Raw genomic sequence first — 13,852 nt, forward strand, 5'->3', positions numbered from 1 at the left:
ATTTTATTTTTACGCAATTATGCCCCTGCATCTTATAGATTATTCGATGATGCTTGTGCTTCGGGGCAACTCGAAGCTAACTCGGTGGATGAATCGCTCGTGGCTGAGGTTTTACCACTAAACTACACCCGCATGATAATTGAAAAGCTACCGTATTTTGTTTTTTACGCAATCATGCCCCTACATCTTAAAGTTTATTCGAAGATGCTTATGTATGCATGTCTTTTTGGTCACAAGTGTTATTATATGTACTATGAGAAAGTTTGTCAACTGTTTTTTTATGATGTAATGGATAAGCGGAAAATCCGATTTGATTTCCCGCTTTCCATGACATAGCTAGGCAAAATTAAATGAATATGTCATGTCTGAAATGGCTTGTCCATTCGGAAAATAATATTGAATTGTTACATCGTTTGAATCTTGCCAACTCAGAATGGCATATGTTTTTTCAGCCCTTCCCCTTGGAGATCGTATACTTCCTGGATTAATAAATAATTGATTTTCCATTATCTTCGCTTGAGCAAAGTGAGTGTGACCATAGCAAACAATTTGTGCGCCTACTTCTTCCGCTCGATAGGCTATGGTTGACAAACCTGTATTCACCCGATGTAAATGTCCATGCGTGATGAAAAATTTGAGTCCACCTATATCTAACTGCAATTCTTTAGGGTATGTTGCATCATAATCACAATTTCCAGCCACACGATGCAACCCTTGCATTTCCGAGGAATCATATTTCAATTCGGAATCCCCACAATGAATCATATGCTTCAGTTGATGACGATGTTTTATTTCTTCCACTTCAGAAGTTAATCCATGACTATCACTCATAATTAATACTTCATACAAATGAAACTCCCCCTTAGGATGGGATTATGTAGTCATTATAACGCTTTTATCCATCTTTCCAGCTTTTCAATCGCCTTACTTCGATGACTAATTTTATTTTTCTCGGATTCTGATAATTCGGCCATGGTAGCTTGTATTCCTGTTGGTATAAAAATTGGGTCATAGCCAAAACCATTGGTACCCTTTTGCACAAAACCGATTGTACCCTCACAAACTCCCTCTTGAAAGATTGTATCTTTACCTGGAGTAGCAACTGCAAGCATGCAAATAAACCTGGCACTTCGTTTATCACCAGGAACATCAGCCATCTCGGTTAACACTTTTTCCATATTTGCCAGATCATCCGTTGGCTCACCGGCATATCGAGCTGAATAGACACCAGGTTTTCCATCGAGTGCATCAATCATTAATCCAGAATCATCTGCTAGCACCGCTTGATTTAATCGTTTGGAAATTTGTTCTGCCTTCAATGCAGCATTTTCTTTAAAAGTTGTACCAGTTTCTTCAACATCTGGTATATGGTCATCTATTTCGAGTAAGGAAATAGCTTCGATACCATATGTTTGGAAAAAACGCTTAAATTCAGCCGCTTTCCCCTTATTTTTGGTTGCTATCACAATTTGTTTCATGTTTTTATTACTCCTTTTGTGCGGTGTGAACAGGAGACGAAATGAATTCACCAAGGTCTCCAAGAGCATTCTTTTGCTGTGCTATCAATTCAGTCATTCCTTGCTGGGCCAGTTGTAGTAATGATTGTAATTCAGTAAATGAAAAAGTTGCTTCTTCACCAGTACCTTGAATCTCCACAAATTCACCTGACCCTGTCATAACCACATTCATATCAACAGCAGCCTGAGAGTCCTCCTCATAATCCAAATCTAAGACTGCATGACCATCTGCTAAAATACCAACGGAGGTTGCAGCTAAGAAATCAGTTATTGGCAGCTTGGAAAGGGATTTATTTTCCACAAGTTTACCAAAAGCCAGAACAACCGCTATAAATGCACCAGTTATGGAGGCTGTGCGCGTTCCACCATCTGCTTGGATAACATCACAGTCAACCCACACCGTTCTTTCACCAATCTTGTCTAAATCGACTACGCTGCGTAAAGCTCTGCCAATTAATCGTTGTATTTCCATCGTTCTTCCACTTACTTTACCTTTAGAGGATTCACGAATATTTCGCTGAGCAGTTGCGCGTGGCAGCATGGCATACTCTGCGGTAATCCAGCCTTTCCCTTGGCCCCGCATAAAAGGAGGAACACGATCTTCAACGCTAGCATTGCAAATTACTTTCGTATCACCAACTTCAACTAGTACCGAACCTTCTGGATGTTTAATATAGTTTGTTGTAATCGTTATTGGTCGTAATTCATTCTCTTTTCTTCCAAAGCTTCTCATGCAAAACTCCTCCTTAATTCATCCATTAGCTTAACATATTTCACATAAAAGATACATGCGCAACCTATGTAAGCTTGCGCAAGATTTAAATGCTCAAAAAAAAGACAAAATGGTAATGACCCCATGAAGTTAGTTATGACAACTTCTGGGGTTCAGCACCAATTCATTGCCTTTTATAATTGTTCAACAGGTACAAATTTTTTTCGTGCTACAGGTTCGTTATATATTTCTCCATTCTCATTGGTAATTTCATCGACATTATTTACTTGAATATCGATAGCGTCCACTAAATCCTGTTCTGTAAGTGTTCGTACTAAAGTTTCCATTACTTCATCAGCAATTACTGCTTCTCCATCTGCTTTTAAAATACCTTCATTAAATGTTAATTCAAGGACCCCATCATTTAATGAAGGTTGATTGACAAGCTGTGCATCAGCATTAAATACATGAATTAAATTGGAATCATATCCAGGCCCTTCAATTAAAGCAGAGACAATGGATTGAAAAACATCTTCCTCCTTCATTTGCACATGTCTTGTGATTGGCACATAGTAACGTTTTTCATTATGTTCAGCGGGATAATACATCGTAACTGCTTCACTTTCCATCAAATCAACCGCATCTGATTTCATTAAATTAATTCCGTTTGCTTTGGAATATCCGTTAGATACAGGCGTTCCATCCACAGGCATTTCTTCAAGTGGATGTCCATTGATCCATAATTTAATACGATCCACATTTTCAAACTGTGTTAACGTAAAAGTCATAGCTTCCAATATCTTCTTTTCCTGATCAGCTTCGTATTCCTTAAACTCTTCAGATAAATCTACGACCATTGTGCCATCTTCTTGTAAGGATAATCCCAATACTTCCGTTCCTTCAGGTAGTACTGCTTGAAATCCATTTGGAAGCATAGCTGTAACTGGTCCACCTACAATTAAGTATTCTAGAACTTGCTTTGCTACTTCGTTTGATTCGGGTTTAGGAAGTTCTAATGTTTGTGGCGCTATCATGCCGTTGACATCCAACAAATAAAGCTGCCTTGCTACTGTTTCTTTCACAGCTGTATTTCCGTCCTCATCCACCTCTTCTGTATTTTCTTCCACTGTTGCATCGTTGTCCTCTTCCTGTACACCTGACTGATCTACAGCTTCCGCATTTTGCGGTGGATCCATTTCTTCCATAGATTGTTCCCCTTTAAAACACCCCGTCAACACAACGGCAAGGCCGATTGTTATCAGCAAATATAGTGCGCCGCGCATACTCATGTCAATCCCTCCTGCGATGGTTTGTACTACTATATATACGAGCTATTGAAAATAATAGACCATAAAATCAGATTACAAAATGTTCTTCATGCATCATTTACATCCATCATCTCTTCTTAAATAAAAGCAAAAAAGCCAAGATGAGTACCATCTTGGCTTTTACACATATCTTTACTTCTTATCATATTTTTCAGGGTTGGAACCACTTCGATCATCGCAGTTCAATGCATCCAATTGCGCCATTTCTTCTGTTGATAATTGAAAATGAAATATGTCTGCAATTTCTTTCATACGGCCAATATGAGTCGTTTTCGGAATCGTAATCACACCATGTTGAATATCCCACCGAAGAATAATTTGTGCTGCTGATTTCCCATGTTTTTTAGCTAATTCGTTAATTAGCGGTTCATCCAAAAGCTGTCCACGTTTTAATGGAGACCAAGCTTCTAATTGAATTCCTTCCTTCTTACAATAATCGCGTAGTGCCCGCTGTGTTAAGTGTGGATGAAATTCAACCTGATTAATTGCTGGTACGTACTTGGCTGTTTCTTTTAACTTTTTAAGATGATGTATATGAAAATTACTAACACCTATCGCACGAATTTTACCGGTACGATATATTGATTCCATGGCACGCCATGTTTCTTGGAATTGATCACGGATTGGCCAATGAATCAAATAGAGGTCTAAATATTCAAGTTCCAATTGATTCAAACTGGATTGAAATGCTTGTTTGGTTGACTCATAACCTTGTTGATCATTCCAGACTTTACTCGTTATAAATAATTCATTCCGAGGTATCCCACTATCCTTTATTGCTCTTCCTACCCCAGCTTCATTACCATAAAAAGAAGCAGTGTCAATACTTCTATATCCGTGCTCTATCGCTGCTTTTACAATATCATAAACGTTTTGTCCATCGTCTACTTTATAAACACCCAATCCTAAACCGGGCATTCGTACGCCATTATTCAACAGAATCGTATCTTGTAAGTGCTCCATTTCATCTTATTCTCCTTTGACATGAGCTATGATTGAAGTTTTGCTTGATGAATGGTGATACTTTGTAAACTTTGGTTATCATCCTGAAAAATGGTTTGGGTAATCTTTGTAAATAACTCCAACTCTCCAGTTGTATAAAAAAGATGCTTGGCAGTGTGGTTTCCTTCATTTAATAAATGATGTACTTCAAGCATAGCACTTGTTTCACGGGCGGTTTCCTCACTTGAAGAAATAACAGTTACTGCCTCGCCCATCGCTTTTTGAATCGTATCACGAATTAATGGATAATGTGTACAGCCTAAAATAAGCGTATCAATATTCGTCTTTTTTAACGGGGCCAGTGTATCACTTACAATACGATCTGCCTTAGGGCCAGCGTGAACACCAGCTTCGACCATTGGTACAAATGGAGGGCAAGCTAATGAATGTGGAATAATATTTGCATGAATCCCCTTCAATGCACGCGGATATGCACCACTTCGAATCGTCGCATCTGTTCCGATAATACCAACTTCGTTATTATTTGTTTCCTTTATAGCAGTTCGTGCACCAGGCCGGATTACCCCTATAACAGGTATGGAAAGCTCTGCTTGTAATTCTTTTAGCGTATATGCTGTAGCTGTATTGCAAGCTATTACAAGCATCTTGATGTTCTGCTTAATTAAGTAAACAACCATTTCCCAAGTAAATTGCTTAATTTCCTGTTCCGATCTACTACCGTACGGACATCTTTTCGTATCGCCTAGGTAAATTAATTTTTCCCGAGGCAATTGCCGCATTAATTCATGCACTACGGTTAGTCCACCTACACCGGAATCTATCACGCCAATTGGTCGTTCCAAGATGAATCGCCTCATTCTAGTTGTTATTGATCATTGATGATTTTCATTTGTTCATGTAGCTTTGTAAGCAACTCATTCAATGTATCTTTCTCAGACTCGGAAAAAGTTTCTAATACATCTCCCAAATAAGCCTGTCTTTTACGGATAACTTCTTTAATGATTTTTTTGCCTTTGTCTAAAACCTGAATCCGTACAACTCTTCGATCATTCGTATCTCTCGTCCTAAGCACCAATCCATTTTTCTCCATGCGATCTACTAAATCCGTCGTCGTACTAAAGGCTAGTCCATTTTTTTGAGATAGCTCACCAATAGTCAAATCTCCCTCTTCTAACAGCCATTGCAATGCAATAAATTGTGGGGAGGTGATTGGATAATGATGCAGGATTTTCCGACCGCTTTGTTTAATCGCTCCTGATATATGTCGTAGTTTCTTTTCCATTTCAACAATATTAGACAAAGAGATTTGCTGATCCAAACCATGACCCCCCATGTTTATTTTTCCTATTTTCTATAAGCCTAGTGTACCATAAATAGCTAGAAGGAATCTGATTTTATCATTGCAAGGAATTGTAATACCATGGAAACAACTTTTTTAGCAATACTAACTTATGTGATATGATATTGTTTTTTCGCCAAGGTTAAAACCGACTTCCATAAAAGGAAAGTCGGCTTTTCTTAGAGCTTTAATTCCCCCATGCGAATTAACTCAACCACTGCTTGTGAACGCCCCTTGACACCAAGTTTTTGCATAGCATTGGAAATGTGGTTACGCACAGTTTTTTCTGATATAAACAATTCCTGAGCAATTTCTTTCGTTGTTTTGTCTTGTACAAGGTGTTCGAATACTTCCCTTTCACGATTGGTTAAAAGCTTTTTTTGTTTATACTCGTTTTCCTTCAAATGTTAACCCCTCCTTGCTGTTATAGCGTTGCAGGATGAAGGGAAATTATTTAGTCAATATAGCTTATGATAGCATTGCTAAACGGTGCACACATTCGGTATAGTGAAAGATTCCCTTTTAATTTGAAGTGATACGAGTTTCACTATCGCTTTAATATTTCGGGAAGTTTAATGAACCAATACGCTCCTCATAAACATAGGAGGAATAAAATTATTTGTTTGTTGCCATTAATTTATGAATCATATCCTTATCCATTGGTAATGGCTTACCATCATTTGGATGAATGTGAACAATTCTTCCTCTGCCAGTTAAACAGATTTCCTTCTCTTCATTAATTGCCATATAATGCAAATCGAAAGATGTATTACCAACATGATTTGCCTTTACATACATATCAATACTTTCGCCAAAATACATTTGTTTATGATAATCACATTGCAGGTCTGCAACAACAGGGACGCCTGTAGGATTGTCTAAATCACCAAATAAACCAATCATTTTCATAAATTCAATTCTTGCTTCTTCAAAGTATATAAAAGGTGATACATTATTCACATGTCCAAACATATCTGTTTCGGAAAAACGTATTTTAATTGGAATACGGAAAGAAAACGCCTGCTGCCATTCAAGCAAATTATCAATATAGCTGATTGCCTTCATTTGTTCACCCATTTCCCCTGTATTCGTAAAACAGCCTCTACCAATCTTAGGCAGAGGCTGTATATTAAACTTATTCACTTACATTATGCATGGTCGCTTCCGAAGAAGTTACGGAAAGCATGAATACTTGTTTCACGGTTCATTGCTGCAATCGAAGTAGTAAGTGGAATGCCTTTTGGACATACCTGTACACAGTTCTGTGAGTTACCACAACCAGTAATTCCGCCATCTTCCATCAATGCATCCAAACGTTCACCTTTATTCATTTCACCGGTAGGATGCGCGTTGTATAGACGTGGAAGAGATAGAAATGCAGGTCCAATAAAGTCCGATTTATCATTAACGTTTGGACATGCTTCTAAACATACACCACAAGTCATACATTTAGACAGTTCATATGCCCACTGACGCTTCTTCTCCGGCATTCTTGGGCCCGGGCCTAAATCATAAGTCCCGTCAATAGGAATCCAAGCCTTAATACGCTTCAATGCATCAAACATCCGCTCGCGATCAACGATAAGGTCACGAACTACTGGGAAAGTAGACATTGGCTCTAAACGAATAGGCTGTTCTAATTCGTCCACCAATGTAGCACATGATTGTCTTGCAGTACCGTTAATGACCATGGAACATGCACCACATACTTCTTCCAAGCAGTTCATTTCCCAATGTACTGGTGATGTCTTTTGACCGTTTGCAGTAACTGGATTTTTTTGTATTTCCATTAACCCGGAAATTACGTTCATGTTTTTACGATATGGAACATGAAATGTCTCTTGATAAGGGGCAGAATCCGGGCTGTCTTGTCTGGTAATAATAAAAGTAACCGTTTTTTGTTCAGCCATTATAATTTACTCCCTCCTTATTAATGTTTCTTTGTATAATCACGTTCACGCGGTTCTAGTAGAGAAGTATCCACCTCTTCATACGTGAATACTGGTTCGTTGTTCTCTGCATCAAATGTAGCAATCGTAGTTTTTAGCCATTCTTCATCATTACGCTTAGGGAATTCAGGCTTGTAATGCGCACCACGACTCTCATTTCGATTATATGCACCAATCGTAATAACACGTGCTAGCTGTAGCATATTTTTCAATTGGCGGGTAAACATAACACCTTGGTTACTCCAGCGTGAGGTATCATTGATACTTATATTATTCCAACGTTCCATCAATTCAACGATTTTCTTATCTGTTTCTAAAAGTTTACTATTTTCACGAACAACTGTTACATTATCAGTCATCCATTCACCAAGCTCTTTATGAATTTGGTATGCGTTTTCACCGCCATCCATTTTCATAAGTGCTTCAAACTTTTCTATTTCTTCTTGTTCACGTTTTTCAAATAAAGAAGCATCAATATCCTCCACATGAACATCTAAACCGTCGATATATTCAATTGCTTTTGGACCAGCAACCATTCCACCATAAATAGCAGAAAGCAGCGAGTTCGCACCCAAACGATTTCCACCATGCTGTGAATAATCACATTCTCCAGCAGCAAAGATTCCCGGAATACTTGTCATTTGATTATAGTCAACCCATAGTCCGCCCATGGAGTAATGAACAGCTGGGAATATTTTCATTGGAACCTTACGCGGATCTTCTCCAACAAATTTCTCATAGATTTCAATAATTCCACCAAGCTTAACATCCAATTCTTTGGGGTCTTTATGTGACAAATCAAGATAAACCATATTTTCACCATTGATGCCCAGTTTCTGGTTAACACAGACATCAAAAATTTCACGTGTAGCAATATCACGTGGTACAAGGTTACCATATGCTGGATATTTCTCCTCCAAGAAGTACCATGGTTCACCATCTTTATATGTCCAAACACGCCCACCTTCCCCACGCGCTGATTCACTCATTAGGCGAAGCTTGTCATCTCCAGGAATTGCAGTAGGGTGAATCTGAATGAATTCCCCATTCGCGTATTTTGCACCCTGCTGGTACAAAACACTAGCTGCAGAACCTGTATTAATAACAGAGTTGGTAGATTTCCCGAAAATAATACCCGGCCCACCAGAAGCCATGATTGTTGCATCAGATGGGAAAGATTTAATTTCATGTGATTTAATATCCTGAGCTACGATACCTTTACCGACACCATCTTCATCGATAATTGCACCAATAAATTCCCAGCTTTCATATTTCGTAACAAGTCCTTCTACTTCAAAACGGCGAACTTGTTCGTCTAAAGCATATAGTAACTGTTGACCTGTAGTTGCACCTGCAAAAGCAGTTCGATGGTGCTGTGTTCCACCGAAACGGCGGAAATCCAGCAATCCCTCTGGTGTCCGGTTAAACATAACACCCATACGATCCAATAGGTTTATAATTCCTGGAGCAGCTTCACACATTGCTTTTACAGGAGGTTGGTTAGCTAAGAAGTCACCACCATATACTGTATCATCGAAATGAATCCATGGTGAATCTCCCTCACCCTTTGTATTTACTGCACCATTTATTCCACCTTGGGCACATACAGAGTGAGAGCGTTTGACAGGTACGATGGAAAATAAATCTACACTAACACCAGCTTCTGCAGCTTTTATGGTTGCCATCAGTCCTGCTAGTCCACCGCCAACAACAGCGATTTTTCGATTACTCATTATTATTACTCACTCCCATTTTGTTTGCATTAGATGCCATACGCAAAAGTAATTAATGTTCTAACACCGATGTAGCTGACCACAATGAAAACAACTAGTGTGGCATATGTAATAATTTTTTGCGATTTCGGTGATTGGGCGAATCCCCATGAAACTAAAAAGCCCCATAGACCGTTAGAGAAATGAAACACGGTTGATATAACCCCAACAATATAGAACCAAAACATGAATGGATTTGTTAATATGTCTTCCATCATTCCGAAGTTCAACTCTGCCCCGAGTGCGATTTGGATTCGCGTTTGCCATACATGCCACGCAATAAATACCAGCGTAATAATTCCTGTTATGCGTTGTACAAAGAATAGCCAGTTACGTAAAAATCCATATCGATTAACATTATTGCGCGCTGTAAATACAATATAGACTCCTAGAATTGCATGAAATAAGATTGGCAAATAAATAATAACCGTTTCCAAAACAAGTTTGAATGGAAGATTATCCATGAAATTTGCTGCCTTATTAAAGCTTTCTTCTCCATACACAGCAAAATGATTCACCACTAAGTGCTGAATCAGAAAAATTCCAATCGGCACAACGCCCAGTAATGAATGCAATCTCCGGTACATAAACTCGCGATGCTCTGCCATTGGTTTCCCCCCTTAGTTATGTAGTGTGTCGCAAAACATTGGCATGACATCTTAAACAATAAAGCACGTTTTTTATTCATCCTTACTGTTTATAAATGTACAAATTGTGACATGTTTATTGTACTTCTAACTAGTATAACCGTCAAGAAAAGGAAAAGTTCACAAAGAAAACTCCGCATCTTTTATCATTACGGAGTTTTCTCGTTTCTATATCCATTCATTTTTCCTAGCTGGAATGCATAAGTATAATATCATTTATGGATTGGCTGAGGATTTCCACAGCAGTTAACATACTAGCTTCATTGATATCAAATCTTTCATGGTGATGTCCGGCAGCCAAATCCGTACCAAAAATACAATAAGTTGCTAACCCTCCATTCTTTTGCACTCGTTCCATAAAGTACGTTGCATCCTCGGAACCAGCACTATCGTTACTTTCCAGTTGACTGTTTATGATAGCTGGATGGTTCACTGCACATGTGTTCAAAATGGTAGCTAGATCGCGTGAACAGTGACAGTTTAAAGCTTCACCAACTGTTTCTATCTTATATTGAAGCTGATACATCTCGGCTGCACCAGCAACAATAGCCGTTACCTGATTCTTCATATATTTATTTATTTTTGACGTATTACCTCTCGTTTCAACTATTAATCTTGCATGATTCGCAATTACGTTCCGTCCTGAACCTGCATGCAATTCACCTACATTTATCCTGGAAGCACCGTCCGCATGACGCGCTATTGCATGCATATTTAAGGTTGCCGTTGCTGCTGCCAGTAATGCATTTCTCCCTGCCTCTGGATGACTACCCGCATGAGATGCAACGCCATGGAAAGAAATATTTAGTTTGGAGGTCGCTAAAAAACCATTATTTCCGGCAACGAAATGGTTATGTGGTACACCAGTTCCAATATGTGAAGCGATGAAATAATCAACATCGTTCACTACTCCAGCTTCCACCATTGATTTCGCACCGCGTGTACCTTCTTCTGCGGGTTGAAATATGAGTTTAATCGTGCCCTGTAAATGCCTTTTATTTTGAGCAATCCAAGAAGCCAAACCTAAACCAATTGCCATATGGGAATCATGTCCACAAGCATGCATATGATTTGGCACCTTTGATTGGAATCCTTCTTCATTTGGAAAATGATCTAACTCCTTTGATTCCTGGATGGGTAGAGCATCCATATCAAAACGATAGGCAATGGTTGGTCCACCTTGATTAAAATCCATTTTAGCAACAATTCCTGTATAACCTTCTGATAAAGGTTTAATAAACCTTTCTTTTGCTCCGTTTGCCAATGCCCATTCCAGATGTTCTTTTGTTTCTTCTTCACTTGGTTTTCCCATACAATTTTCTTCAGACATTACTTCTTTTCCCAGCTGTAATTCGAAACCAAGACCGTGCAAAATACTTGCAACAGTAGATGCTGTCCTCATCTCCAGATAACCTAATTCCGGATATTGATGAAAATCTCTTCGCCATAATCGTAATTGGGTTGCTAAATCATCCGGTAACATATTTCGTACCTCCATGCTTTAAAATTATTTCTATAAATGGGGATGAATACCTGGTCCAAACGGTATCCCAGTAAAGTAAAATACAATAATTAGTATAATCCAAGTGAACAAGAATGTAATGGAATACGGCAGCATCAGTGAAATATATGTTCCGATGCTCGCTTTTTTATCATATTTCTGCATAAAAGCTAGAATAATAACCATATATGGAAATAATGGTGTTACAATATTGGTAGACGAATCTGCAACACGATAAGCGGCCTGTGTAAATGCTGGGTGATAACCAAGCTGCATAAACATGGGAATAAAAATTGGAGCTTCTATCGCCCATTTTGCTGATCCAGACGTTATTAGGAAATTCATTAATGATGTAAATATGATATACCCAACAATGAGCCACATGCCCGTAAAATTAATTTCCGTCAAGAATTCCGCTCCATTTACTGCTACCCATGTGCCGAGATTCGACCAATTAAAATATGCTGTAAACTGAGCGATAGCAAAGACGAGTACAATATAGCTGGACATATCTTTTACTGATTCTGTCATATACGTACTAACATCTTTTCCGGACTTGATTTTACCCACACTTAATCCAAACACTACACCTACAATGATAAAAAAGAATAAAATAATGGGCACAATCCCATCTATAAATGGTGATTTAATAATACTGCCGTCTTCTCCAGCTAATGGACTATTTGGTAGAAACAGCGTAATAGCAATGATGGCGATATATGCACCACCTGCTAAAACCGCATGGATAAATGCACGCTTGGCATTGGGTAGTTCCTCTGAATCCTCTTCCTCTAAAGCATCTCCTTCATACTTACCGAGTCTAGGCTCAATAAATTTTGTGGTAACCAACCCTCCAACAATCGTTAACACAAATACGGATACAATATTAAAATACCAGTTATCTACTGGTGAGACAGTCAATGTTTCATCTAGAATTCTAACAGATTCAGTTGATATCCCGGCCAAAAGCGCATCTGTACCTGCAATAAATAAATTTGCAGTAAACCCAGCACCAGCACCAGCAAATCCTGCTGCCAAACCGGCTAATGGATGCCGTCCAACCTTATAAAACACGAGCGCAGCTAATGGTGGAATCAAGACAATTGCAGCATCAGAAGCAAGATTCCCCATAATACCTACAAATACTACCGTATAGGTTAGTAAAAATGGAGGGGATTTTAAAATGGTTTTTCTTACAGCATAATCTAATAATCCAACCTTCTCAGCTAAACCAATACCGAGCATCATGACGATTACAAGACCTAATGGAGCAAATCCCGTAAAATTATCGATCATGGAGGTCAATATAAATTCTAGTCCTTCTCCAGACAGTAAATTTTTAATCGGCGTCGTTTCACCGGTTCCTGGGTGTATTACAGAAGCATTAAATAAATTAAAAACCCAAGATATAATAATCATCAAGATAGCCAATCCGATAAATAACATAAATGGGTCAGGAAGTTTGTTACCAACTTTTTCCACCACATCCATTGATCTTTGAAAAAAACCTTTTTTCTCCTTCATTTATTCACCTCTCCATGCTGCAGCAAAGGAACCTGTTCCTAGTAAATTATGGCCGCAACCATGTCCTACATTCCCTAAAGGAAGATAACTAGTTTCATTCGGCTGTTGCCCCAATTCAGAAAGTGCATCAAAATCTCCTAAAGATCCACTTACCGGCTCTCCGGTACCATAGGTTGCAATCAATGTCGTCTCCAGATTGGCTACTTTTCGTTCTACTGTAAAAGCTTGTTCCTTACAGGCTTTCGCTAAATAGGAAGATGATTGATATTTTTCAAACCTAGTTTCCGGATGCCTGTATATGAATTCGGAATTCCCCTTAAAATATGCTTGATTGCGATCTAAATAATCCATTATAAATTCTTGCACTTCAACGCCCCCAAACATCATGTTTGATGAATTTTAAAAAGTTAGCATCACCCTATGTACAAGTTGTTACCAACGAAAAGTATCACAAGCATTTATGAGCTTGTCGCTTATTTTAAACGACAATCAACCCTAATAAAGCGCTTTCATTTTTATGGTCCATTTCACCTGTTGTTGCAAAATAAAACATAATTCATAAAAATCGCCTCCTTGTCATAATGAAATTGCTCGAACATC

At 38.5% G+C, this 13,852-nt stretch carries 15 protein-coding genes; all 15 read right to left on the minus strand.

All coding sequences use genetic code 11. From position 1 onward, the window contains the following. Positions 1-336: 336 nt before the first annotated feature. Positions 337-849: a YfcE family phosphodiesterase gene (locus tag DX933_RS02830; protein WP_190279387.1), complete on the minus strand. Its 513-nt coding sequence runs from the start codon at positions 847-849 to the stop codon at positions 337-339. A gap of 35 nt (positions 850-884) precedes the next feature. After that, on the minus strand, positions 885-1,478 hold the full coding sequence (locus tag DX933_RS02835; protein WP_123314969.1) for an XTP/dITP diphosphatase: 594 nt from the start codon (positions 1,476-1,478) through the stop codon (positions 885-887). Between the two features lie 7 nt (positions 1,479-1,485). Next, on the minus strand, positions 1,486-2,250 hold the full coding sequence (gene rph / locus DX933_RS02840; RefSeq protein WP_123314970.1) for a ribonuclease PH: 765 nt from the start codon (positions 2,248-2,250) through the stop codon (positions 1,486-1,488). A gap of 173 nt (positions 2,251-2,423) precedes the next feature. Further along, positions 2,424-3,518, minus strand: coding sequence for a GerMN domain-containing protein (locus tag DX933_RS02845; protein ID WP_190279388.1), 1,095 nt, complete (start codon positions 3,516-3,518; stop codon positions 2,424-2,426). Between the two features lie 171 nt (positions 3,519-3,689). Then, positions 3,690-4,520: an aldo/keto reductase gene (locus tag DX933_RS02850; protein ID WP_123314971.1), complete on the minus strand. Its 831-nt coding sequence runs from the start codon at positions 4,518-4,520 to the stop codon at positions 3,690-3,692. Positions 4,521-4,546: 26 nt separating this feature from the next. After that, positions 4,547-5,362, minus strand: a complete 816-nt coding sequence (gene racE / locus DX933_RS02855) for a glutamate racemase (protein ID WP_123314972.1) — start codon at positions 5,360-5,362, stop codon at positions 4,547-4,549. A 23-nt stretch (positions 5,363-5,385) separates the two neighbouring features. Then, positions 5,386-5,802: a MarR family winged helix-turn-helix transcriptional regulator gene (locus tag DX933_RS02860; RefSeq protein ID WP_397315755.1), complete on the minus strand. Its 417-nt coding sequence runs from the start codon at positions 5,800-5,802 to the stop codon at positions 5,386-5,388. A gap of 236 nt (positions 5,803-6,038) precedes the next feature. Further along, positions 6,039-6,263, minus strand: a complete 225-nt coding sequence (locus DX933_RS02865; RefSeq protein WP_123314974.1) for a helix-turn-helix domain-containing protein — start codon at positions 6,261-6,263, stop codon at positions 6,039-6,041. Between the two features lie 211 nt (positions 6,264-6,474). Then, the gene (locus DX933_RS02870; protein WP_317843074.1) at positions 6,475-6,936 is read right to left on the minus strand and encodes an acyl-CoA thioesterase; all 462 of its coding nucleotides are present in this window, start codon (positions 6,934-6,936) and stop codon (positions 6,475-6,477) included. A gap of 71 nt (positions 6,937-7,007) precedes the next feature. Then, positions 7,008-7,769 (minus strand): succinate dehydrogenase iron-sulfur subunit, encoded by a 762-nt coding sequence (gene sdhB / locus DX933_RS02875; RefSeq protein WP_123314975.1) that lies wholly within the window; start codon positions 7,767-7,769, stop codon positions 7,008-7,010. 20 nt (positions 7,770-7,789) lie between these two features. Continuing rightward, a complete protein-coding gene (sdhA, locus tag DX933_RS02880; protein WP_123314976.1) occupies positions 7,790-9,541 on the minus strand; it encodes a succinate dehydrogenase flavoprotein subunit in 1,752 nt (583 codons plus the stop codon). A gap of 29 nt (positions 9,542-9,570) precedes the next feature. Beyond that, the gene (locus DX933_RS02885) at positions 9,571-10,188 is read right to left on the minus strand and encodes a succinate dehydrogenase cytochrome b558 subunit (RefSeq protein ID WP_123314977.1); all 618 of its coding nucleotides are present in this window, start codon (positions 10,186-10,188) and stop codon (positions 9,571-9,573) included. A 226-nt stretch (positions 10,189-10,414) separates the two neighbouring features. Beyond that, positions 10,415-11,710: an amidohydrolase gene (locus DX933_RS02890; protein WP_123314978.1), complete on the minus strand. Its 1,296-nt coding sequence runs from the start codon at positions 11,708-11,710 to the stop codon at positions 10,415-10,417. A gap of 30 nt (positions 11,711-11,740) precedes the next feature. After that, the gene (locus tag DX933_RS02895) at positions 11,741-13,252 is read right to left on the minus strand and encodes an AbgT family transporter (protein WP_123314979.1); all 1,512 of its coding nucleotides are present in this window, start codon (positions 13,250-13,252) and stop codon (positions 11,741-11,743) included. Further along, the gene (locus tag DX933_RS02900; RefSeq protein ID WP_123314980.1) at positions 13,253-13,618 is read right to left on the minus strand and encodes a zinc-binding metallopeptidase family protein; all 366 of its coding nucleotides are present in this window, start codon (positions 13,616-13,618) and stop codon (positions 13,253-13,255) included. Positions 13,619-13,852: the final 234 nt, after the last annotated feature.

The organism is Ornithinibacillus gellani (genome assembly GCF_003730295.1).
GTDB lineage: Bacteria > Bacillota > Bacilli > Bacillales > Amphibacillaceae > Ornithinibacillus_A > Ornithinibacillus_A gellani.